Origin of the sequence: Dyella sp. OK004 (assembly GCF_900114495.1) — a bacterium.
Lineage (GTDB): Bacteria > Pseudomonadota > Gammaproteobacteria > Xanthomonadales > Rhodanobacteraceae > Dyella_D.
In genome coordinates this window covers 560324-581273 of record NZ_FOZI01000002.1, presented here as the reverse complement: position 1 = coordinate 581273, position 20950 = coordinate 560324, and the positions used below count along the sequence as shown (strand labels likewise).

Genomic DNA, 20950 nt, shown 5'->3' with positions numbered 1-20950 from the left:
GATTATTATCGCGGTCCGGACGTGCAGGTGAAGTATGACCATGAGTGCAATCGAAACAATTTCCGAGCAGGCGTGCTTCGGTGGTGTGCAGGGGTTTTATCGCCATGCTTCGGAGGCCTGCGGCGGTTCGATGCGATTCGCGGTGTACCAGCCACCGCAGGCGGCGAACGGCTCGTGTCCGGTGCTGTACTTTCTGGCGGGCCTTACCTGCACCGAGGAAACTGCGACGATCAAGGCCGGCGCGCAACGCCTGGCCGCTGAGCTGGGCCTGATTCTGGTCATGCCCGACACCAGCCCACGCGACACCGGTATCGAAGGTGCGACGGGCGATTGGGAATTCGGCGAGGGCGCGGGCTTTTATGTCGATGCCACGCAGGCGCCGTGGTCGAAACGCTTCCGCATGCACAGTTATGTCGTGGATGAGTTGCCGGCCTTGCTGGCGTCGAACTTCCCGATCGATCCGGCGCGCAGTGGCATTTGCGGCCATTCGATGGGCGGACATGGTGCATTGACCATCGCGCTGAAGCATCCGCAGCGTTATCGCTCGGTCTCTGCCTTCGCGCCGATCGTGGCGCCGAGCCAGGTGCCATGGGGGCAGAAGGCATTGCCGTGCTACCTCGGCGACCGGCCAGAGGCATGGGTCGCGTATGACGCCTGCGAACTGGTGCGGCAGCAAACGTTCCCGGGCACCATCCTGATCGACCAGGGCGAAGCCGACCGGTTTCTTACCGAGCAACTGCGGCCCGAACTGTTCGACCAGGCTTGTGCCGAAGCGGGGCAGTCACTGCAGCTGCGCCGCCATGCAGGTTATGACCACAGCTATTACTTCATCGCCAGTTTCATGGACGATCATCTGCGGCATCACGCGCGGGCGCTGGGATGATCGAGCCGCGTCTGGAAACGGTGCGCACCGTTTGTCGTGTGATGACGGAAGCGGATGCGCCGGCGCTGCTGCGCTATCGCATAGAGAACCGCGAGCATTTCGCGCCGTGGGAGCCGCAGCGCGAGGAGCGCTACTTCACTCTGGCGTATTGCGCGCAGACCATCGCCGAGTTGCGCGAGTTCGTACGCCTGGACCGCAGCTATCCCTTTCTAGTGTTCGACGCCGACGAGCGGGAGGTGTTGGCGACGTTCAATCTGTCCAACGTGGTGCGTGGTGCTTTCCAGGCCTGCCATCTGGGTTATGGCGTGGCTGCACGCTGGCAGGGGCAGGGGATCATGCGGGAGGCGTTGGTTGCCGGGTTGGCGTGGGCGTTTGACGGGCTCGGGCTGCATCGGGTGATGGCGAATTACATGCCGCGTAATGAGCGTAGTGGGCGTTTGTTGGAGGGACTTGGGTTTGAGCGGGAGGGGTATGCGAGGCGGTATCTGCAGATTGCGGGGGTGTGGGAGGATCATGTGTTGACGGCGTTGGTTAGCGCGTCGGAGTGATGCTCTTGCGCCCTCTTCCTTCGTGAGAGGGTTGGGGTGAGGGTTCGGCGCTTGCGACATCTTTCCCTACTTCGTCATCCCTGCGTAGGCAGGGATCCAGTGGCGTTGTCGCTCGGTTTTAGCGTCTGCGTGCCCTGGCTCGCCTGCCGCGGGCTTTCGAACCGCTGCCGCGGTCGGAGTCACTTTCTCTTTGCTGGCCCAAAGAGAAAGTAACCAAAGAGAAATGGCCTCAGAGCAGGCGGTGCGCTCTGTAGTCGTGCCTTTTCCAGTGTCAGGCGTCGGGATAGTTCTCTTCAGGACTTGGTCTAGCCCTCACCATCGCACCGGAGCCAGTTACAGGCTCACTTTGCATCGCATGTGAAGAGCGGATGATGTGTTTCAAACCGAAGGCCGCGGTTGGAACAGTACTGACAGTGTCTTGCGCTGTTGCCATGCGAGCAGCAGATGCGTGGCCAGGACGATCAGGCTTGGGCCCAGTGGGTGGCACTCCATCACGGCGTGGTAGCCGACGATGACGGCGGTCGGGGCCGCGAGTACTACCAAGGCGAGGGGGACGAAGCGGTTGGCGATCAGGGCCAGTCCGCTGAGGGTGTAGACGGCGCCTTGCAACGGGATCAGGTAGCCGCTGCCCTGCAGGCCTTGCATGAAGATCTGCGATTGTGGGGTCGTGGGCGCTGGCGGCTGCCAGAAGTGGAAGAAGTCGTTGAGTCCGGAGAAGACGAACAGCGTGCCGAAGGCGACGCGTAGAACGATCAACGACCACTGAAACACTGGATGCATGGAGCCGCTCTTTGAAGGCGAGCGGCTCATGATCGGCAGGTGACTGCGTGTGCGGTATTTGTCGGATCGGCTAGACCATGGGGTCTAGCCGATCCTCGCTGCATCAGGCCTTGGCGGCGGGATTGCGGCGGCGCGGGCGGCGCTTGCGGTTGCCTTCGCTGGCGCGCTCGGTATTGCCTTGCTGCGCATGACCATGCGGGCGATGCGACGGGGTGCGCGCAGGACGCGGCTGACGCTGGCCCTGCACCGGGCGCGGTGCGCCGGCATCCAGGCGCAGCGGATGCGAAGGCTCGTAACCGGGCACTTCGGCAATCGCGATCTCTTGCTTGAGCAGGCGACGGATGTCGCGCAGCAGGCCGGATTCATCGTGGCTGACCAGCGATACGGCCAGGCCTTCGGCACCGGCGCGGCCGGTACGGCCAATGCGGTGCACGTAATCTTCAGCGACCATCGGCAGATCGAAGTTGATCACGATGGGCAGCTGATCGATGTCGATGCCGCGCGCGGCGATGTCGGTGGCGACCAGCACGGTGACGCGACCGTTCTTGAAGTCGCTCAGCGCACGGGTGCGGGCGTTCTGGCTCTTGTTGCCGTGGATGGCGGCGGCGCGCAGGCCACCGACTTCCAGGAAGCGCACCAGCTTGTCGGCACCATGCTTGGTGCGGCTGAACACCAGGGTCTGGCGGCGGCTGTCCTGCGACAGCATGTGCAGCAGCAAGTCGCGCTTTTTCGCTGCGTCCACCGGGTGCACGTGATGGCTCACCGTGGTCGCGACTGTGTTCGCGGGCGTTACCGAAACCTCACGCGGCTCATGCATGAACTGCATGGCCAGCGCCTTGATCGGCGGTGCGAAGGTAGCGGAGAACAGCAGGGTCTGACGCTGACGCGGCAGCGCGCTGAGGATGCGCTTGAGCGCGGGCAGGAAGCCCATGTCGAGCATGCGGTCGGCTTCGTCCAGCACCAGCACTTCCACGCCGGAGAGATCCACCGAGCGCTGCTGCATGTGGTCGATCAGGCGGCCCGGCGTAGCGATCACTACGTCCACGCCACGGCGCAGCGCCTGCATCTGCGGGCCCATGCTGACACCGCCGAAGATGGTGGTGGTGCTCACGCGGATGTGTTTGCCGTAGTCACGCAGGTTGTCGTTGACCTGGGCGGCCAGCTCGCGCGTCGGGGTGAGGATCAGCGCACGCGGGCGGCGCGTCTGGGTCTCGCGGCCGGTGGAAAGCTTCTGCAGCAGTGGCAGGGCGAAGGCAGCGGTCTTGCCGGTGCCGGTTTGCGCGGCAGCAAGCAGATCGTGGCCTTCCAGCACCAGCGGAATGGCGCCGGCCTGGATCGGGGTGGGGTTGGCGTAGCCTTGTTCGGCAAGCGCACGCAACAACGCGGGCGCAAGGCCCAGCGATTCGAAAGACATGGAAGCTCCTAGGGCAACCCGGAGCGTATTCGAACCGCGTTGCAGTGTTCAGTAGGGGAGAGGCGGCAGGTGCCGCGCCGGCAAGTATAGCTTAAATAGGGACTTTTCTGCCAAAGCTCGCCAGGATGGTTCAGCTGAGCCGCCGCGCGAGCACCAGATAGCTGTTGAACGGCGTAGAACCGAACAGGGGCTCGATGGTAACGGTCAGGCCGGCGGCTTCCAGCGGCAGGCTCAGTTCTTCGGCGCGAGGGAAGTGCTGCGCACCGCCCCGGATGCGCCCGCTCAGGCGTAGCCACACCTCTTCGGCGCGGGTCGCATGGAAGCGCCAGCTCGAATTGCGCAGCACGCTACGGATCACCAGCACACCGTTCGGCGCCAGGTGTTGCACGCTGCGCGCCAGCAGCGACTGCTGCGCGTCGCGCGACAGGTAATGCAGCATGTCGAGCAGGGCGACATGGCCTTGCACTGGAGGCATCGCTTCGGCGTCGGCCTGGCGCAGTTCCATCACATGCTCGAGTCCGGCGCGACGTACGGCGATCATGCCGGCGTAGATCTTCCGCTCGTCGTGGTCCAGGCCCAGATATTGCGGTAGTGCGCCCTGGCTATGCAGATAGAGGCCGAGCAGACCGATGCCGCAGCCGATGTCGAGCAACGGCAGTGCCGTGCCGTTGAGGGCTTCGGCGGTGGCGGCATACACCGGATCGGAGGCGAGTTTGCCGCGCACATAGCTGCGCTGGATGTAGCCGTCGTAGAAGTCGGCGATGCGCTGGCGGGGGAGGCGTTCCATCATCCTCGGCAGATGCAGGCTATGTCCGCAGCCTAGCGCCGACCACATGGAGATGCCACACGAGAACAACCCTTGCGCATTCGCGTTCGTTGGTGTCTCGTGTGCCACTTGCTGCCAGCCAAGCGGAGCCTTCCGATGTCCTTGCTCGCGCCTTTGAAGGAATTGAATGCCACCCAGCGCCACACCGTGCTGGCGAGCTTCCTGGGCTGGACGCTGGATGCGTTCGACTACTTCCTGCTCACCTTTGTGATCGTGGCGGTGTCGAAGGAGTTTGGTGCGGACAAGGCCGACGTGATCTACGGCCTGTTCCTCACTCTGGCGGCGCGGCCACTCGGTGCGCTGCTGTTTGGACGTCTGGCCGACCGCTACGGGCGCCGGCCGATCCTGATGCTCGATGTGATTCTGTTTTCAGTGTTCGAGCTGGCGACCGCGTTCGCGCCATCGCTCAGCGTGTTCCTGGTGTTGCGCTTCATGTTTGGCGTGGCGATGGGCGGTGAATGGGGGCTGGGCGCATCGCTGGCGATGGAGACGATTCCGGCGAAGGCGCGCGGCTTGGTTTCCGGCCTGCTGCAGAGTGGCTATCCCTGCGGCTTCTTTCTCGGTGCGCTGGTGAACTGGCTGCTGGTGGATCACATCGGCTGGCGCGGCTTGTTTATCGTTGGCGCCGCACCTGCATTGCTGGTGCTTTATATCCGCCGCAGTGTGCCGGAGTCGCCGGTGTGGCAGGCCAGCAAGGAAGAGCGCAAGAAGCGCGGTCTGTTCGAGGAAATGCGCGGGCACTGGAAGCTGGCGCTCTACCTCACACTGCTGATGGCCGCGTTCAACATGTTCAGCCATGGCTCGCAGGATATGTATCACACCTTCGAGGAAGTGAATCTGCATTTGCCCAGCGGCTCGGGCGCGGCTTTCCTGCTGGTGGCCATGCTTAATCTGGGCGCGATGGTGGGCGGCCTGTTCTTCGGCGCCTTGTCCGAACGTATCGGGCGGCGCCGGACAATGATCACGGCGGCGTTGCTGGCGATCCCGGTGATACCGCTATGGATGTATGGCGGCTCCATGCTGTGGCTCGCGGTGGGTGCGTTCCTGATCCAGGTGATGGTGCAGGGTGCCTGGGGTGTAGTGCCGACGCATTTGAACGAACTGTCGCCGGACGCGGTGCGCGGCACGCTGCCGGGCGTGGCCTACCAGCTAGGCAATCTGCTGGCCGCGTATACGGCCAATGCGCAAAATCAGATCGCCTCCTGGCACGGCGGCGATCTGGCCTTTGCCATGAGCACCTGGATTGCCGGTATCGCGCTGGTTCTGGCTTTGCTGGTCTGGCTGGGGCCAGAGGCCCGGGGCGTAGGCTTCGGCGGGAAGCGGGCCGAGTGACTGGCGGCGAAACTGCTAGAATCGCCGCTTTGTACACATCACGAGACAGGCAATGAAGGCTGGCAAGGACAAGGTCATCTCGCTGCACTACACCCTTACGGTGGACGGCGAGAAGGTAGAGAGCTCGCTCGATCGCAACGAGCCGCTGTGGGTGCTGCTGGGCCATGGCCAGCTGATCCCCGGTCTGGAGAAGGCGCTGGAAGACCACGGCGCCGACGAGAATCTGCAGGTGGAAGTGGCGCCGGCCGAAGGCTATGGCGAACGTCAGGAAGGCATGATCCAGCGCGTGCCGAAGAAGTATTTCCAGCAGGCTGCCAAGCTCAAGCCGGGCATGACCACGGTGCTGGCGCTAAAGGAAGGCGGTCACCGCGCAGTGGTGGTGCATAAGGTCGGCATGACCACGGTCGACGTGGACATGAATCACCCGATGGCCGGCAAGTCGCTGCACTTCGACGTGACCATCAACGAAGTGCGAGATGGCACCGAAGAAGAGATCCAGCACGGCCACGCGCATCCGCCGGGTGCTGAAGCGCACTGAGCGCATTTAAATCCGGAATAACACAACGGCGCCGAAAGGCGCCGTTGTCGTTTGCGCGAGCGAGGAGGATCAGACCAATGTGATCTTCACATCCACATTGCCGCGGGTGGCGTGCGAATACGGGCAGATGTCCCGATGCGCCACATCCACCAGCTCCTGAGCAACCGCGCGATCGATGCCTGGCAGGCTTACTTCCAGCTGCACCGCGATGCCGAAACCGCTCGGTTCGCGCGGACCGATACCCACGTGGCCAGTGACGGATGCTTCGGTCAGCGCCACTTTCTTCTCGCGGGCGACGTACCGCACCGCGCCTTCGAAGCAAGCCGCATAGCCAGCTGCAAACAGTTGCTCCGGATTGCTGCCGGCGCCGCCCGGACCGCCGAGTTCCTTCGGCACCTTCAGGTCAAAGTCGAGGACGCCGTCGCTGCTGTGGATATGGCCTTCGCGGCCGCCCTTGGCGGTGGCGGTGGCGGTGTAGAGGATCTTGTTGATGCTCATGTGCGGATGTCCTTGGTGGGGAGTCAGACTTGGGTGGGCTGGGATAACTGCGCGGCCAGTTGTTTAAGTTCGTCGCGCAGGCGTTGCATGTCTTCGCTGCTGAGGCACAGCCGTGCCGCCATGCACTCCGGCACAGCTTTAGCGGGCTCGCGCAGCGCTTCTCCTTCGGCGGTCAGGCGGATTTCCACTTCGCGCTCATCACTGCGGCGGCGCTGGCGGCTGACCAGCCCGGCCTGTTGCAGCCGCTTGAGCAGCGGCGTCAGCGTGCCGGAATCCAGCTGCAGGCGGTCACCGAGTTCGCGCACGGTCAGCCCGTCCTGTTCCCACAGCACCAGCATGGTCAGGTACTGTGGATAGGTCAGCCCCAGCGATTCCAGTAGCGGACGGTAGGCGGCGGTCACCGAGCGCGACGCTGCGTACAGCGCGAAGCAGAGCTGTTGATCGAGCAGTACCGAGGAGGGCGGGGTGCGTTTCATGAGAGCCATCATGAGTACAAAATTAAATTGTGTACAATTGAAATTTCCAATCGATGCGATAGGCGGCGGCTTCAAAGGAGATGGGGGAGGAGCGCCGGGTCAGTCCAGCAGGCGCTTGCCGTAAGCAAAGTGGTCCTTCCAGTACGGCCCGTCGATGTCATCCAGCCGCACGGTGCCGCCGCTGTTCGGCGCGTGCACAAAGCGGCCCTTGCCCACGTACACGCCGACATGGCTGATACCACTGCGACTGCCGAAGAACACCAGATCGCCGCTGGCCAGCTCAGTCATCTGGCTGACCTTGCGCCCGTCCATCGCCGACATCTCGCGCGAGGTGCGCGGCAGCTGCAGTCCGGCGGCCTGGCGGTAGATGTAATCGACCAGCCCGCTGCAATCAAAACCGCCGTCCGGCGTATTGCCGCCCCAGCGATACGGTGTGCCGACCAGCGCGATGGCGCGGAACAGCACGTCGTTGGCAGTGCCGGTGCTGGCCGCCGACGGTGCCCGCGCAGGCAGGCCGGCCAACGAAGAACGCGAATCTTTGTACGTCGGTTGCGGCCGGCGCGGTGCGCTGGAACAGGCCGCCAGCAGGAGCAGTGCGGCCCCCAGCAGGGCGATGCGCAAGGTGTGCAGTGATGCCGGCTGGGAAGCGGTGCTGGCGGCGGGACCCAAGCGCATATGACAACCTCGGCACAAGTTGGCGCCGAGGTTATCAAATCAATGAGTTGGATTGAAGTCTTCAGGATTTGGACGAAGCTCTGTCGTGATAAGGGTGCGTCAGGTTGAGCTGGAGCAGGATCTGGCTTGGTTCTGGGTTGGTGCGGGTGATCAGCGCGCGGTGATGGAGACCGTCTGCTCGCTCAGCGTCTTGCCATCGGCGTTCTTTGCGCGCAGCCGATACGTACCGGGAAATAGATAGAGCATGCTCTTGGTGTCGGGCTGCAAAAACGCGTAACGATCGGCTGCTACGGCCTCATACGGTTCGCGTTGGTAATAAGCCTCAACCACACACGGCAGTGTGCCGCCACACAGCGTGGTGTTGATCGGCATCGGGTAGCGCTGTCCCTGCAGCGAAAGCCAGTCGGGGCGCAAGCCGCTGCTGGCCCATGATTTAGCGGCGACGGCCTGGCCGTCGAGCGTGTACCAGCTGGGTTGCTCCTTGCCGATATCGGCAGCGTTCTTGTCTGGCGGCAGGATCACGCTGATGTCGTGCAGCAAGGGTTCCGAACTCCAGGCATGATCGTCGCCGCGATGAAGCAACACGATCGGCTGGGTAGGCTGGAACGAGGCCACAAGTTGATCGTAGGCAAACAGCGGCAGGCGCGGATTGGCTTCGCGGAACTGAGTTTGGTCGATAGAGAGCGGTTCGATGCCGCTCAGTTCCTTCAGTTGCGCCGCCATGGGTGACGCATCGCCCAGCCGCCCCTTGGTCTTGTCGATGTGCGCATAGCCGGCATGCACGAACAGCCGCGCTTCGGGATGTCCGGTGAGTACGCGTTGATAGAGATTTCTGGCTTGTCCGCTTTCGCGCCCTTGTGCTGTATCGCTGTCGGCGTCGTAGGGCACGATGATGAAGCCGAGTGCGATGGCCTTGCGCACGATCTCGCCAAACACGGGCTCGTGCATGTATTCGCTGCCACTGCTCCAGGTGGGATAGCCGCGCGCGGCGAGTGTCTCGTCACGGTCGCCAAGCGCTTCCAATGCGAAATGAGTAAAGCCGAGCGCGCGCAGGCGTGGTAGCAATGCCAGAGTGAGTTGCCGCGTATGCGCATCATGGTGGGCTTCGTTGACCATCACCACGCGACGTTCCGCCGCCAGTCGCGCGATGGCTTCGGCGGCATCCACCGCCTGCCATTCGCCAGGTTGCGGCAGCGGCCCGGTGTAGACCTTGCGGCTGTCGATGGGGAACTCAGCCAGCGCTTCGGCGTACATGCCGAGTTCGTTCTCGGTAGTGGCCAGGAGTTGTCGCGCCACCATGCGGTCGTCCGGCGGCAGCTTGCGCATGGCGCCGGCCAGGTAGCGATAGCGCGCGAGGTCATCCGTCAGCGGGCGAATGGCTTTGAACAATTCCTGTGTGGACGGATCGACGCCACGGGCGTGGCTGGCTGTAGCAAACGCTAGCGCGGCCATGCACAGGATTGTTGCGGCACGTCTGACTATGATCATGTATTCCCCCCCTGGAATAAAACGGAACCTAGCGCAAACGCGGCGCAGCAAGAAACTCATGGCTTGGGTACGGTGATGTTGCGCTGGGTCAGCGTGCGGCCGTCGGCATCCCAGCTGCGCAGGTGGTAGGAGCCGGGATAGAGGTAGAGGCTGTTCATGCTGTCCACGTTGAGGAAGGTGTAGCGGTCGGCAGGGATGGCATCCTCGCTTTCCTGGGTGTAGCGGGCCTCAACGACGCAAGGGATGTGGTTGGTGCAGAGTTCGGTGGTGATCAGGTGCGACGTGCGCTGGCCGTCGAGTGCCAGCCAGCGTGGGCGGCGCTGATGGCCGACGGGAGGCAGCAGCACGTCGAGATCGTGGGCAGCCGGGTCCGCGCTCCATGGCGTGCCGTCGCTACGCCTTCGCAGCACCACAGGCACCTGCTGCTGATAAAGGGCGATCAGCTGCCGGTAGTTGTTGCTGCCGATATCGGAGCCGATATCGCGCCACCGGGTCTGGTCGATCGTCAGTGGGTCGAAGCCGCTGAGGCGTTTGAGCAGCATGGCCATGGGCTGCACCTTGCCGCCCAGATTGCCTGCTGTCTTGTCGATGTGCGCGTAGCCGGCGTGCACGAACAAGCGCGCCTTGGGGTCGGCCTGGAATACCTTGCGATAGAGCTGTCGCGCCTGGCCGGCCTCGCGTTCGGCCAGGTCGCCGCCTTCGGATTCGTAAGGCACTACTACAAAGCCAAGCTTGATCGCCTGGCGCACGATTTCTCCGTACAGCGGTTCGTGCAGGTATTCGCTGCCGCTGGCGACGACGGGGTAGCCACGCTGCATCAGGCCGGTGTCGCTATCGCTCAGCGCTTCTGCGGCAAAGTGGGTGAAGCCCTCTGCGCGCAGACGCGGCAGCAGGGCGAGGGTGAGTGCGCGCGTGTGGGCGTCGTGATGCGCCTCGTTGATCATCACAATGCGGCGGTCGGCGGCCAGCTTGGTGATGGCATCCACGGCATCGTCGGCCTGCCATTCGTCCGGCTGGGGCAGGTCGCCCTTGAACGGGACGCGGTTGTCGAAGGGGAAGTCGCGCACAGCCTCGTCGTACAGGCCGAGCTCGTTCTCGGCCGTGGCAAGCAGCTGTTGCGCGATAAGGCGCTGCTCCAGCGGAAGGCGCACAAGTATGTCGGCGAGGTAGCGATAGCGCTGCAGGTCATTCTTCAGCGGTTGCATGTCGCTGAGGAAATCGCGAGGCGGGGGCTGCGCCGTGGAAGCGCCGGCCTGCTCTGTGCCCATGACCTGGCAAGGCAGGAACAGGCACGGCAGCAAGGCACCCAGGATCAGGGCGCGGAAACGTATTGCGAATAAGGCATCGGCAATTTCCATGACTCGTACCCTTGGGGATGAGGGCAGAAGACGGGAAGAACCTTCGGCGTGGCTACAATAACCCGATGGATGCTTCGCGCAGTGATGTACTTGTTCTTGGCGGCGGCGTCATCGGCCTCGCCTGTGCCTATTATTTGTTGAAGTCCGGTGCCTCCGTGCGGGTGCTGGAGCAGGGTACGCCGGGTTGCGGCAGTTCGCATGGGAACTGCGGCACGATTACGCCCAGCCATGCCGCGCCGCTGGCCATGCCGGGCATGCTGGGCGTGGCGCTGCGCTCGATGTTCCGCGGCGATGCGCCGCTCTATCTCAACCCCCGCCCCGACCTGGAGCGCCTGCGTTGGCTGCTTGGTTTTGCGCGCCGCTGCAACTGGCGCGACTTCGAACGGGCCGCGGTCGCGCGCTCGGCGATCCTGCAGCGCTCGCGCGGCTTGCTGGAATCGCTGGTGCGCGGCGACGGGCTGGATTGCGAGTTCGTCAATCCGGGCGAGCTGTACGTTTACCGCACGCCGGCCATGCTGGCGGCGGATGAGCTTCACCACGCCCAGGTGCTCGACCGGCTCGGTGTCGAGGTACGACGCCTGCGCGGCGATGAAGTGGAGGCGGCCGAGCCCGCGTTGAAACCGGGTGTGGCCGGTGGGCTGTTTCATCCGGGCGATGCCCAGCTGCGTCCGGATCGCTATGCGGCCGAGCTGGCGCGTCGCGTACGCGAACTGGGCGGCGTGATCGAAAGCGGTGCGCGGATCGACCAATTCGGTACGCAGGATGGCCGCGTCTCGCATGTGCGCACGACGCGCGGCGTATTTCAGGGCGAGCGGGTGGTGATGGCGCTGGGCGCCTGGTCGCCACTGCTTGGGCGCATGCTGGATTTGCGTTTGCCGATGCAGCCCGGCAAAGGGTATTCACTTACCTATACTCGGCCCGTGCGCGCACCAAGGCAGGCCCTGGTGTTGCGCGAGGCGGCGGTGTGCGTCACCACCTGGGGCAGTGGCTACCGGCTAGGCAGCACGATGGAGTTTTCCGGCTACGCCGAAGGCCTCAATCGCACCCGCCTGGATGCATTGCGCCGTGGCGCCGCGGCCGCTTTGCACGAACCCGAGGGCCCCGAGCTGCTGGAAGAATGGTGGGGCTGGCGGCCGATGAGCGTGGACGAAGTGCCAATCATCGGGCAGAGCACGCGCTGGTCGAACCTGCTGTTGGCTACGGCACACGGCATGCTCGGCGTCAGCATGTCCGCCGCCACGGGCGAGTTGGTGGACGCTCTAGTGAATGGACGTACACCATCGATCGATCCGTCGCCTTATGCGCCGGCACGGTTCCGGCTCTAGCCGGTTTTTGACACGCTCTTAAAGCCGCGGCCGTTAGCGTGTCGGTTCCCATGGAGAAGCTGTACTGATGGCTGAGACTTTCGATCTGATCGTGCTGGGCGCCGGTTCGGGCGGACTGGCCGCGTCGTTCCGCGCAGCCAGATACGGCGCGCGCGTGGCCTTGCTCGATCCCGGCCCGCTGGGTGGCACCTGCGTCAATGTCGGTTGCGTGCCGAAGAAGGCGCTGTGGTTCGCAGCGCAGCTCGCGCAGGCGCAGTCACTTGCCGAAGCCTACGGTTTCGCTGGCGTGCACGGGCCGCTGGACTGGGAGCACTTTCGTCTGCGCCGGCTCGGTTATATCGATGGGATCAAACAGCGCTACGAAACACGCCTAGCCGAAGCGGGCGTGCAATTGTTGCGCGAGGCGGGACGCTTCGTCGCGACCGACACCATCGCCACGAGCAGCGGCGCGGAGCTGCGCGCGCCGCAGATCGTGATCGCCACTGGTGCGCGGCCACAGCGGCTGGATATCCCGGGTTTTGAACTGGGACTGGTCTCCGACGATATGTTTTCCCTGCGCGAATTGCCCAGGCGCATCGCGGTAGTTGGCGCAGGCTATATCGCGGTCGAGTTCGCCGGCTTGCTGCGGGCGCTGGGCAGTGAGGTTTGCCTGCATGTGCGCGAGCGCCTGTTGCGGTCCTTCGATGAGGAGCAGGTCGCGGCGTTGGAGCAGCAGATGCGCGAGCAGGGTATCCGCGTGATGTGTCCGTCGCGTATCCGCGCCGCGCGCCGCGTTGACGACGCCATCGTGCTCGAAGACGAAACACATGGCGATACCGGTCCCTACGATGCGGTGCTGTGGGCCTTGGGTCGCGTGCCGAATACCGAACGGCTGGATCTCGATGCCGCAGACGTCCAGCTCGATGCGAAGGGGTATGTGCTGACCGACACATGGCAGAACACCAATGTGCCGGGCATTGCGGCGCTGGGTGACGTCACGGGCCGTCTCGCGCTGACGCCGGTAGCGGTGGCGGCGGGGCGGCGTCTGGCCGACCGCTGGTTCGGCGGCCAGGCCGATGCGCGGCTGGACTACGACGGCGTGCCCAGCGTGGTGTTCTCCGAGCCGCCGCTTGCCGGAGTCGGCCAGACCGAGGCGCAGGCGCGCGAGCAATACGGTGAACAAGTGCAGATCCACCGCAGCCGTTTCACGCCGATGCAATGGGCGCTCGCCGGCCATCATGGGAAGAGCTTCATGAAGCTCGTATGCGTGGGCGACGAGCAGCGCGTGGTCGGCATCCATATCCTTGGGCCGGGCGCGGACGAGATGCTGCAGGGCTTTGCAGTGGCGCTGAAGATGGGGCTGCACAAGCGCGATCTGGATGCCACGGTGGCCATCCATCCGAGTTCCGCCGAAGAACTGGTGCTGATGTAGCGGCGCAGCGCCGCTAAACTGCGCAGATGGAAACCTACACCCTGCACGAGGGCAGCGCAGCGCTGCTGATCAGCCTGCCGCATGACGGCAGTTTCATTCCGCCGGACATCGCCGCGCGCATGCATCCCTACGCGCAGCGTTCGCCAGATACCGACTGGCACGTGGGCCGGCTGTATGAGCCGCTGACGAAAGCGCTTGGCGCCAGCCTGCTGCGACCTCAGGCATCACGCTATGTGGTCGACCTCAATCGACCGGCGGATGGGCATGCGTTGTATCCGGGGCAGCGGGAAACCGGCCTGGTATCCACCATCGGTTTCGATGGCGAGCCTTTGTATCTGGACGGCGCCGAGCCGGATGCCGCCGAAGTTCAACGGCGAGTAAACGAATTCTGGAAGCCTTATCACCAAGCGTTATCGCAGGAAATTGCGAGACTCAAGCAGGCCCATGGCCGCGTGGTGGTGTGGGAGGGGCATTCCATCCGCAGCCGCGTGCCGATGTTGTTCGAGGGACAACTGCCCGATCTCAACCTGGGTACGGCCGATGGGTCCAGCTGCGGCGCGGCATTGCAGCAACGTCTGCGGGACCGGCTGGAAGCGCAGTCCGATTACCGTTTCGTCATCAATGGCCGCTTCAAGGGCGGCTATATCACCCGGCGCTATGCGCAGCCCGAACAGGGTGTGCAGACCGTCCAGCTCGAGCTAGCGCAGCTCAACTACATGGACGAGGACAGCTTTGCCTACGACGAAGCCAAAGCTCCGCAGCTGCAGGCGTTGATCGGGCATCTGCTGCAACTTTGCCTTGAGTGATCGCAAGTAATTTCGAGATGAAATCGCCGCCGCGGAAAGTCAATAAGCGTGTGGCGAAAACATGCGGACAACGCTCAAAATATTCAGTTCCGATATGCCGCGAAACGTGCAATGTTGCTCCCGCCGCGCCGCCCGTGTCGCCGGGTTCCGGCCGGGTCCGCGGCCATCATTCGTTTCGAGGCTCACCAACATGCGTAAACTTGCGATCGCTTCTCTGCTCGTTGCCGGCGTAGCTCTTTCCGGTTCTGTGTTCGCCCAGGACGCTGCGGCTGCGCCGCAGGCGGCACCGGCGACCAAGTCGGCGACCCACGCCGCCAAGCCGCATCACAAGAAGAGCGGTGCGCACCATAAGAAGGCCGCTGCGGCCACCACCGACGCTGCTGCTCCTGCCGCCGCTCCGGCTGCCGATGCCGCTCCGGCCGCTGGCAAGTAATCGAGCCTGTACGCTGTACTCAAAGCCCCGCCGGCGAAACCGGCGTGGCTTTTTGTTTGATCAGTCCACTGCCGACGGCAGGGCGGCGATGCACTTCAGCTCGATCGCGATCGGTGTGGGCAGCGCTGTGATGCCCAGCGTGGTGCGGCAGGCGTCGACGCCCGCGAAGTATTCGGCGTAGAGGCGGTTGTAGGTCGAGAAATCGCGCGCCATGTCGGTGAGATACACCGTCACGTCGACCAGGTCTTCCCAGCGCGCACCGCTGGCTTCGAGCACAGCACGCACATTGGCGAACACCTGCCGGCATTGTGCTTCCATGTCATAACCAGTCAGTTTTCCATCGGTGTCATACACATTGCCGGGAATCGCATTGCTACCGGGCGTGCGCGGGCCGACACCAGAGAGAAACAGCAGCTGGCCCACGCGCCGCGCATGTGGATACGCGCCGACCGGCGCTGGTGCGCTGTCGGTGCGCACGACGTTGCTCATCGCAAGGGTTCCTGTACTTGCGTCAGCCGCTGCAGGGCCTGCTCGTAAGCAGGAAGCAGTTCCTCACGCGAGCTGACGTGCATGCCCAAGTCATTTATATGGCCGTCGAAAAGGCTGTAGCACCAGGCATGCACCGACAGTTTCTGGCCGCGCTCCCACGCGTCCATCACCATCGTGGTGCGGCAGACGTTGACCACCTGCTCGATCGCATTGAGTTCGCACAGGCGACTGTTGCGCAGGTGCATCAGGTCAAGCGATGCCAGCATGCCCGTGTGCTTCTGCGCGACATCGCCCACGTGACGAAGCCAGTTGTCGACCAGGCCCAGGCGGCGATCATCCAGCACGGCCTGTACACCGCCGCAGCCGTAGTGGCCCACCACGAGAATATGCTCCACCTTGAGCGCGTCCACGGCGAACTGGATGGTGCTGAGGCAGTTGAGGTCGGTGTGCGATACCACGTTGGCGACATTGCGCTGCACGAAGATGTCGCCGGGTGGCAGGTCGACGATCTGCGTGGCCGGCACGCGCGAGTCGGAGCAGCCGATCCACAGATACCTGGGGGCTTGTTGCTGGGCGAGGCGCTCAAAAAAGCGCGGATCTTCCGCGCGCACGGCCGCCGACCAGCGGCGGTTGCTGTCGATCAGGTCTTGCAAAGGGCTTTTCAAAGGGATGCTCTCAGTAACGGATGCAAATATTTTTTGGCTCAGTGAAGAAGCGCAGCGCTTCCACGCCACCTTCGCGACCGAGCCCGGATTGTTTGGTGCCGCCGAAAGGCGTGCGTAGGTCGCGCAGCAGCCAGCAATTGATCCACACGATGCCGAAGTCGAGCTGCGCGCCGAAGCGATGTGCGCGTGCAAGATTGGTAGTCCATAGCGAGGCGGCCAGGCCGTAGCCGGTGCCGTTGGCGATGGCGAGTGCTTCGGCCTCATCCTCGAACGGAATCAGGCTGACCACCGGGCCGAAGATTTCTTGCTGGTTGGTGACCGCATCGGGCGCTAAGCCTTCGATGACGGTGGGGGCGACATACCAGCCTCCAGCGTGAGCGCCGGGTAGTGTGATGGCCTTGCCACCGCAGAGGACCTGGCCGCCTTCGTCCCGCGCTTGCGCGATGCAAGCCATCACCTTGTCGAAATGTGGCTGCGAAACGAGCGCGCCAAGATCGCTTGAGGTATCGAGCGGATCGCCGACGCGCAGTGCGCGAACGCGCGCGAGGTAGCGCTCGCGGAAGCTGTCGTAGATCGCGCGCTGCACCAGCAGGCGCGAGCCGCACAGGCAGATCTCGCCCTGGTTGGCGAAACCGGAGCGCACGATGGTGTCGAGGTTGGCTTCGCTGAGTTCGGTATCGGCAAATACGATGGCGGGATTCTTGCCGCCGAGTTCCAGCGAGAGTTTCTTGAAGTGTGGCGCAGCTGCCGTGGCGATCTGCGCGCCGGTTCGGGTGCTGCCGGTGAACGATACCGCCTTGATTCCGGGATGCTCCACGATGGCCTGGCCCACGATAGGGCCGTGACCCTGCACGATATTCAACACGCCTGCGGGAAAGCCGGCTTCGATGCTCAGCTCGCCTAGCAGGGCAGCCGTGCAGGGCGTGATTTCGGAAGGCTTCGCCACTACCGCGTTGCCGGCAGCCAGGGCGGGCGCGATCTTCCAGGTGAACAGATACAGCGGCAGATTCCACGGGCTGATGCAGCCGACTACGCCGAGCGGCTGGCGCAGCGTGTAGTTGATCGCACCCAGCTCCATGGCGTGGGATTCGCTGCTCCAGGGCACAACGGCAGCAGCGAAGTAGCGCAGGTTGCTCACCGCACGGGGAATGTCGAGGCTGCGCGCGAGGCTTAGCAGCTTGCCGCTGTCGCGCGATTCCAGCGCGGCGAACTCGTCGACGCGAGCTTCGATCAGATCGGCCAGCCGATGCAGCAAATGGGCGCGCTGTTCGGTGGAGGTCGCGGCCCATGCAGATGCAGCACGCTGTGCGGCCGCTACGGCAGCGGCGACATCGTCGGCATCGGAATCGGGGCAATGCGCGAAAACCTTACCGGTGGCCGGCTCGAACACGTCGAGCCAACGATCCTGGCGCGGCGCCTGCAGGCGACCGTCGATGAGGTTGGCGAGGCGCAGGCTTGGCATCCGTGCAAGCTTAATTCCTGAGGCCGGCGATTGCACCGGACGCCGCCGTATGCGGTCCGGTCAGCTCAGCGCTCGCGTGCGCCCGCCGTCCACCGCAATGCTCACACCATTGACGTACGCCGCAGCGGGAGTGCACAGGAAGGCGATTACCGCGGCGATTTCTTCGGGTTCGCCGAAGCGGCCGGCCGGCACGGTGGCGAGCATGCCGCGCGCGAGTTCTTCCTTGCTGCGACCGGTGCTGGCGGACTGGGCTTCCAGCAGGCCATCCAGCCGGCCGGTGCGGGTATAGCCGGGCAGTACGTTGTTGACAGTGATGCCGTCGGCGGCGAGTTCACCGGACAGGGTCTTGGCCCAGGCCGCCACCGCGGCGCGGATGGTGTTGGAGACGCCCAGGCCGGGGATCGGCTCTTTCACCGACGTGGAGATCACGTTGACGATGCGGCCGTAGCCGCTGGCGCGCATGCCGTGCAGTACGGACTGCACCAATGCCTGGCCGGCCAGCACATGCTGACGGAAGGCTGCCTCGAACGCGGCAGGATCGGCCGTATGCGCGGCTCCACCCGGCGGGCCGCCGGTATTGTTGATGAGGATTTGCACCGGCTCGATGGCAGCGATGTCGGTGGCGGCGGTGAGCAGGCGCGCGGTGTCGAGCATGTCGGTGGCGTGCCAGCGGTGCTGCTGCTCGGCGTGCGTGCGCGGCAGGGTGTCGACGAGTGCTTTCAAGATGTCGGCGGAGCGTGCCAACACGGTGACGTTGGCACCGAGCTGGGCCAGCTCGATGGCGGTTGCGCGGCCGATGCCTTGTGAGGCACCGCAGACCAGGGCGTGACGTCCGCTCAAATCCAACTGCATCGTGTTACTCCTGTCGATTGCGGGTTAGCGTGCCATCCACTGCATGCTCAACGCGGCGAACCAGCACACCCAGGCAGCCCAAGGACAATAACGCCACACGCGTCGCCAGCGGGTGATGGCAGTGTCTTCCAGTGCCGGCAGGATCGGCGAGCGCAGCGCGAGCTGCAGCCTCATCCATATGCGTAGCAGGCCTGGTTTCTGGTTGCCTTCGGGTTCGGCGATGATCTGCCACTGCGCCGCGTGCCGCGTGCGCATCAACACGGCGATGCGGTACTGCGCGAGGAAGTGCAGCAGGAAGAACATCACGCCGGCGAACAGCAGTGATAGGTAAAGCGTGATCATGCGGTTCTGTTTCCTGGAAGCCAGCTAGTTACTGGCGTCGCCGGGCTTGCTGTCGCCGCTCTGGCCGGCTGGTTTGGTTTCCGTCGCCGATTTGTCGTCGGTGGTGGGGCCGGTGCCCGGCCATAGTGGCGCGAGAGGGAGGGCGGTGCGCAAGGTATTCAGTACGCCCTCGCCCTTCTGTGCCTTGGCGCAGATCGCGTTGTCCACAGCGTCGGCGTAAGTCTTGTTCATTAGGCCGATCCACACCGAGCCGTCAGGACCGTGCGGAATGCGGAAGTTTCCGGCGGCTGCCATCTTCACCGGCGCTTCGGCGGAGAACGCGGCCGGCGACTGCTCCCAATACGTGCTGCCGGACTGCTGCTTGGCCGAGCTGTACAGCACCAGATAGCGCGCCTGCTTGTTGGTCACTTTGATACTGCCGAACGCACCCGTGGTCTCGCTGGTCCAGCCCATGTGCTCGCACAGGCCGACGTCTTCCGTGTTGATCGGCTGAAAGGCTTCATCGAGCAGGGTGACGGTAGGGGCGAACAGATAGCTGGCGCGCAGCCAGCGGCCGTTCAATTCCGACTTCAGGGCCACGCGGTATGGCAGCTTGGTATCGGAGGGCAGGCGGAAGGCCAGAAAATAGCTGCGCTCGCCGTTGATGCTAGCCACCAGGCTGCCCGGGCCCAGTTCGAATTCCTTGGGCCGCCAGGGCAGGGGCGTCTGGAACGAGAAATCCGCGAAGCTGCTGCAGCAGGGCGTGGCCTGCTGCAGTGCTGTGCGCGCCTGGTCCAGTGAGGAGCTGTTTTCCTCCGGTGGCCGCAGATTGGGCGGCACCAGGATTTTTGCGGTATGGCAGGCGCCAAGCAGCAAGGTGAGGACAAGCAGTAGTAGGGTAAGTACCGGTTGGCGCTGGAGCATGACTCGGGTCGTTGTTAGAACTCGGCTGTTCCCGCCGCACGCGGGTAGGGAATGGCGTCGCGGATGTTGGCCAAGCCGCAAACATAAACCAGCAGGCGCTCAAAGCCGAGCCCGAAACCGGCATGCGGCACGCTGCCGTAGCGACGCAGGTCACGGTACCAGCCGTAAGTGGCAGCATCGAGACCGAATTTGGCCATGCGGCGGTCGAGGTAGTCCAGGCGCTCCTCGCGCTGGCTACCGCCGATGATCTCGCCGATGCCGGGGGCCAGCACGTCCATCGCGGCGACGGTTTTTTCGTCGTCGTTGAGGCGCATGTAGAAGGCCTTGATCTGTTCCGGGTAGTTCATCACAACCACTGGGCGACCGACGTGCTTCTCGGCCAGATAGCGCTCGTGCTCGGTCTGCAGATCGATACCCCAGGCGACCGGGAATTCGAACTTCTGACCGGATTTCTTGAGGATTTCCACGGCGTCGGTGTAGTCGATGCGCTCGAACGGCTGGGCAATGAAGTTTTCCAGACGGGTGATGGCGTCGGGTAGCACGCGCTCGGCGAAGAACGCCATGTCGTCCGTGCGCTCGTCCAGCACCGCCTTGAAGATGGCTTTGAGGAAGGCTTCGGCGCAGTCGGCATCAGCGGCCAGATCGGCGAAGGCGATTTCCGGTTCCACCATCCAGAACTCGGCCAGATGGCGCGGCGTGTTGGAGTTCTCAGCGCGGAAGGTCGGGCCGAAGGTGTAGACCTTGCTCATCGCCAGCGCATAGGCCTCGACATTGAGCTGGCCGGACACGGTGAGGAAGGCTTCGCGGCCGAAGAAATCCTTGCGGAAATCGATCTTGCCCTTGTCGTCGCGCGGCAGGTTGGCCAGATCCAGGGTGGATAGGCGAAACATGTCGCCGGCGCCCTCGGCGTCCGAGGTGGTGATGATCGGCGTGTTGATCCAGAAAAAACCCTGCTCGGTGAGGTGGCGGTGGATCGCCATCATCATGGTGTGGCGCACGCGGGTGACCGCGCCGAACAGGTTGGTGCGCGGGCGCAGGTGGGCGACCTCGCGCAGGAATTCCATCGAGTGCTGCTTGGGCTGGATCGGGTAGGTTTCCGGATCATCCACAAAGCCGGTGACCTGCACGCTTTCGGCCTGCAGTTCGAAACTCTGGCCCTGACCCTGCGACGGCACCAGGATGCCGCTGACGATCAGGCCGGCGCCGGCGGTGAGGTGTTTCACCTCGCTCTCGTAATTGGCCAGGGTGGCCGGCACCACCGCCTGGATCGGGGCGAAGCAGGAGCCGTCGGTGATATTGACGAAGGACAGGCCAGCCTTGGAGTCGCGGCGGGTACGCACCCAGCCTTGCACCGTAACTTTGCTGCCGGCCTCGATCTTGCCGGAAAGAGCCTGTTTGACGCTAACCACCGTCATGGATTGAAACTCCTGCTTATGCGCCGCATCT

23 protein-coding genes are annotated in these 20950 nt (G+C 64.0%); 8 read left to right on the top strand and 15 right to left on the bottom strand.

Going from position 1 to position 20950, the window contains the following annotated elements; translation table 11 throughout:
- Positions 1-40: 40 nt before the first annotated feature.
- Positions 41-883 carry an S-formylglutathione hydrolase gene (gene fghA / locus BM338_RS09345; RefSeq protein ID WP_090450613.1) on the top strand — a complete coding sequence of 281 codons (843 nt, stop codon included), beginning with the start codon at positions 41-43 and terminating at the stop codon, positions 881-883.
- Positions 880-1431, top strand: coding sequence for a ribosomal protein S5-alanine N-acetyltransferase (gene rimJ / locus BM338_RS09340; protein ID WP_090450612.1), 552 nt, complete (start codon positions 880-882; stop codon positions 1429-1431). Before fghA ends, rimJ begins: the two co-directional genes overlap by 4 nt.
- 378 nt (positions 1432-1809) lie before the next feature.
- Here the strand turns inward: rimJ and BM338_RS09335 are convergent, their stop codons facing one another.
- The 3 genes from BM338_RS09335 to BM338_RS09325 all read right to left on the bottom strand — a co-directional run bounded on the left by BM338_RS09335 (position 1810) and on the right by BM338_RS09325 (position 4412).
- Complete coding sequence (locus BM338_RS09335; RefSeq protein ID WP_177229283.1) at positions 1810-2211, bottom strand: DoxX family membrane protein; 402 nt, start codon at positions 2209-2211, stop codon at positions 1810-1812.
- Between the two features lie 103 nt (positions 2212-2314).
- Positions 2315-3625, bottom strand: coding sequence for a DEAD/DEAH box helicase (locus BM338_RS09330; RefSeq protein WP_090450610.1), 1311 nt, complete (start codon positions 3623-3625; stop codon positions 2315-2317).
- A gap of 130 nt (positions 3626-3755) precedes the next feature.
- Positions 3756-4412: a class I SAM-dependent methyltransferase gene (locus BM338_RS09325; protein ID WP_090450609.1), complete on the bottom strand. Its 657-nt coding sequence runs from the start codon at positions 4410-4412 to the stop codon at positions 3756-3758.
- A 135-nt stretch (positions 4413-4547) separates the two neighbouring features.
- On the opposite strand from BM338_RS09325, the gene BM338_RS09320 reads away from it, so the two are divergent.
- Positions 4548-5783 carry an MFS transporter gene (locus BM338_RS09320; protein ID WP_090450608.1) on the top strand — a complete coding sequence of 412 codons (1236 nt, stop codon included), beginning with the start codon at positions 4548-4550 and terminating at the stop codon, positions 5781-5783.
- A 52-nt stretch (positions 5784-5835) separates the two neighbouring features.
- On the top strand, positions 5836-6321 hold the full coding sequence (locus tag BM338_RS09315; RefSeq protein ID WP_090450607.1) for an FKBP-type peptidyl-prolyl cis-trans isomerase: 486 nt from the start codon (positions 5836-5838) through the stop codon (positions 6319-6321).
- 69 nt (positions 6322-6390) lie between these two features.
- Here BM338_RS09315 and BM338_RS09310 read toward each other — a convergent pair whose 3' ends face one another.
- The 5 genes from BM338_RS09310 to BM338_RS09290 all read right to left on the bottom strand — a co-directional run bounded on the left by BM338_RS09310 (position 6391) and on the right by BM338_RS09290 (position 10816).
- Positions 6391-6819: an organic hydroperoxide resistance protein gene (locus BM338_RS09310; protein WP_090450606.1), complete on the bottom strand. Its 429-nt coding sequence runs from the start codon at positions 6817-6819 to the stop codon at positions 6391-6393.
- Between the two features lie 23 nt (positions 6820-6842).
- Complete coding sequence (locus tag BM338_RS09305) at positions 6843-7295, bottom strand: MarR family winged helix-turn-helix transcriptional regulator (protein ID WP_090450605.1); 453 nt, start codon at positions 7293-7295, stop codon at positions 6843-6845.
- Between the two features lie 99 nt (positions 7296-7394).
- Positions 7395-7970 (bottom strand): C40 family peptidase, encoded by a 576-nt coding sequence (locus BM338_RS09300; RefSeq protein ID WP_177229282.1) that lies wholly within the window; start codon positions 7968-7970, stop codon positions 7395-7397.
- A 150-nt stretch (positions 7971-8120) separates the two neighbouring features.
- On the bottom strand, positions 8121-9458 hold the full coding sequence (locus BM338_RS09295) for a hypothetical protein (RefSeq protein ID WP_090450604.1): 1338 nt from the start codon (positions 9456-9458) through the stop codon (positions 8121-8123).
- Between the two features lie 56 nt (positions 9459-9514).
- Entirely contained in the window at positions 9515-10816 is a 1302-nt protein-coding gene (locus BM338_RS09290) for a hypothetical protein (protein WP_255367241.1), read from the bottom strand.
- Positions 10817-10881: 65 nt separating this feature from the next.
- Between BM338_RS09290 and BM338_RS09285 the strand changes: the two genes are divergently transcribed.
- From BM338_RS09285 to BM338_RS09270, 4 genes are all read left to right on the top strand, one after another.
- Positions 10882-12141: an NAD(P)/FAD-dependent oxidoreductase gene (locus BM338_RS09285; RefSeq protein ID WP_090450603.1), complete on the top strand. Its 1260-nt coding sequence runs from the start codon at positions 10882-10884 to the stop codon at positions 12139-12141.
- A 67-nt stretch (positions 12142-12208) separates the two neighbouring features.
- On the top strand, positions 12209-13552 hold the full coding sequence (gene gorA, locus BM338_RS09280; RefSeq protein ID WP_090450602.1) for a glutathione-disulfide reductase: 1344 nt from the start codon (positions 12209-12211) through the stop codon (positions 13550-13552).
- A gap of 26 nt (positions 13553-13578) precedes the next feature.
- Positions 13579-14358, top strand: a complete 780-nt coding sequence (gene hutG / locus BM338_RS09275) for an N-formylglutamate deformylase (protein WP_090450601.1) — start codon at positions 13579-13581, stop codon at positions 14356-14358.
- Positions 14359-14548: 190 nt separating this feature from the next.
- Entirely contained in the window at positions 14549-14791 is a 243-nt protein-coding gene (locus BM338_RS09270) for a hypothetical protein (RefSeq protein ID WP_090450600.1), read from the top strand.
- A 60-nt stretch (positions 14792-14851) separates the two neighbouring features.
- Here the strand turns inward: BM338_RS09270 and BM338_RS09265 are convergent, their stop codons facing one another.
- From BM338_RS09265 to asnS, 7 genes are read right to left on the bottom strand one after another with little or no spacing between them, the layout of a single operon-like run.
- Entirely contained in the window at positions 14852-15280 is a 429-nt protein-coding gene (locus BM338_RS09265; protein WP_090450599.1) for a RidA family protein, read from the bottom strand.
- A complete protein-coding gene (can, locus tag BM338_RS09260) occupies positions 15277-15945 on the bottom strand; it encodes a carbonate dehydratase (protein ID WP_090450598.1) in 669 nt (222 codons plus the stop codon). Before can ends, BM338_RS09265 begins: the two co-directional genes overlap by 4 nt.
- A 10-nt stretch (positions 15946-15955) precedes the next feature.
- On the bottom strand, positions 15956-17407 hold the full coding sequence (locus BM338_RS09255; protein ID WP_090450597.1) for an aldehyde dehydrogenase: 1452 nt from the start codon (positions 17405-17407) through the stop codon (positions 15956-15958).
- Between the two features lie 60 nt (positions 17408-17467).
- A complete protein-coding gene (locus BM338_RS09250; protein WP_090450596.1) occupies positions 17468-18259 on the bottom strand; it encodes an SDR family oxidoreductase in 792 nt (263 codons plus the stop codon).
- Between the two features lie 24 nt (positions 18260-18283).
- Complete coding sequence (locus tag BM338_RS09245; protein ID WP_090450595.1) at positions 18284-18601, bottom strand: hypothetical protein; 318 nt, start codon at positions 18599-18601, stop codon at positions 18284-18286.
- Between the two features lie 24 nt (positions 18602-18625).
- Positions 18626-19504: a MalM family protein gene (locus BM338_RS09240; protein ID WP_090450594.1), complete on the bottom strand. Its 879-nt coding sequence runs from the start codon at positions 19502-19504 to the stop codon at positions 18626-18628.
- 14 nt (positions 19505-19518) lie between these two features.
- The gene (gene asnS / locus BM338_RS09235; RefSeq protein ID WP_090450593.1) at positions 19519-20919 is read right to left on the bottom strand and encodes an asparagine--tRNA ligase; all 1401 of its coding nucleotides are present in this window, start codon (positions 20917-20919) and stop codon (positions 19519-19521) included.
- Positions 20920-20950: the final 31 nt, after the last annotated feature.

What these genes read in the sequence shown, in the direction of transcription:
- fghA (WP_090450613.1), top strand. Translation starts at nt 41, where the DNA reads ATGAGTGCAATCGAAACAATTTCCGAGCAGGCGTGCTTCGGTGGTGTG.
- rimJ (WP_090450612.1), top strand. Translation starts at nt 880, where the DNA reads ATGATCGAGCCGCGTCTGGAAACGGTGCGCACCGTTTGTCGTGTGATG.
- BM338_RS09335 (WP_177229283.1), bottom strand. Translation starts at nt 2,211, where the DNA reads ATGCATCCAGTGTTTCAGTGGTCGTTGATCGTTCTACGCGTCGCCTTC.
- BM338_RS09330 (WP_090450610.1), bottom strand. Translation starts at nt 3,625, where the DNA reads ATGTCTTTCGAATCGCTGGGCCTTGCGCCCGCGTTGTTGCGTGCGCTT.
- BM338_RS09325 (WP_090450609.1), bottom strand. Translation starts at nt 4,412, where the DNA reads ATGGAACGCCTCCCCCGCCAGCGCATCGCCGACTTCTACGACGGCTAC.
- BM338_RS09320 (WP_090450608.1), top strand. Translation starts at nt 4,548, where the DNA reads ATGTCCTTGCTCGCGCCTTTGAAGGAATTGAATGCCACCCAGCGCCAC.
- BM338_RS09315 (WP_090450607.1), top strand. Translation starts at nt 5,836, where the DNA reads ATGAAGGCTGGCAAGGACAAGGTCATCTCGCTGCACTACACCCTTACG.
- BM338_RS09310 (WP_090450606.1), bottom strand. Translation starts at nt 6,819, where the DNA reads ATGAGCATCAACAAGATCCTCTACACCGCCACCGCCACCGCCAAGGGC.
- BM338_RS09305 (WP_090450605.1), bottom strand. Translation starts at nt 7,295, where the DNA reads ATGAAACGCACCCCGCCCTCCTCGGTACTGCTCGATCAACAGCTCTGC.
- BM338_RS09300 (WP_177229282.1), bottom strand. Translation starts at nt 7,970, where the DNA reads ATGCGCTTGGGTCCCGCCGCCAGCACCGCTTCCCAGCCGGCATCACTG.
- BM338_RS09295 (WP_090450604.1), bottom strand. Translation starts at nt 9,458, where the DNA reads ATGATCATAGTCAGACGTGCCGCAACAATCCTGTGCATGGCCGCGCTA.
- BM338_RS09290 (WP_255367241.1), bottom strand. Translation starts at nt 10,816, where the DNA reads ATGGAAATTGCCGATGCCTTATTCGCAATACGTTTCCGCGCCCTGATC.
- BM338_RS09285 (WP_090450603.1), top strand. Translation starts at nt 10,882, where the DNA reads ATGGATGCTTCGCGCAGTGATGTACTTGTTCTTGGCGGCGGCGTCATC.
- gorA (WP_090450602.1), top strand. Translation starts at nt 12,209, where the DNA reads ATGGCTGAGACTTTCGATCTGATCGTGCTGGGCGCCGGTTCGGGCGGA.
- hutG (WP_090450601.1), top strand. Translation starts at nt 13,579, where the DNA reads ATGGAAACCTACACCCTGCACGAGGGCAGCGCAGCGCTGCTGATCAGC.
- BM338_RS09270 (WP_090450600.1), top strand. Translation starts at nt 14,549, where the DNA reads ATGCGTAAACTTGCGATCGCTTCTCTGCTCGTTGCCGGCGTAGCTCTT.
- BM338_RS09265 (WP_090450599.1), bottom strand. Translation starts at nt 15,280, where the DNA reads ATGAGCAACGTCGTGCGCACCGACAGCGCACCAGCGCCGGTCGGCGCG.
- BM338_RS09255 (WP_090450597.1), bottom strand. Translation starts at nt 17,407, where the DNA reads ATGCCAAGCCTGCGCCTCGCCAACCTCATCGACGGTCGCCTGCAGGCG.
- BM338_RS09250 (WP_090450596.1), bottom strand. Translation starts at nt 18,259, where the DNA reads ATGCAGTTGGATTTGAGCGGACGTCACGCCCTGGTCTGCGGTGCCTCA.
- BM338_RS09245 (WP_090450595.1), bottom strand. Translation starts at nt 18,601, where the DNA reads ATGATCACGCTTTACCTATCACTGCTGTTCGCCGGCGTGATGTTCTTC.
- BM338_RS09240 (WP_090450594.1), bottom strand. Translation starts at nt 19,504, where the DNA reads ATGCTCCAGCGCCAACCGGTACTTACCCTACTACTGCTTGTCCTCACC.
- asnS (WP_090450593.1), bottom strand. Translation starts at nt 20,919, where the DNA reads ATGACGGTGGTTAGCGTCAAACAGGCTCTTTCCGGCAAGATCGAGGCC.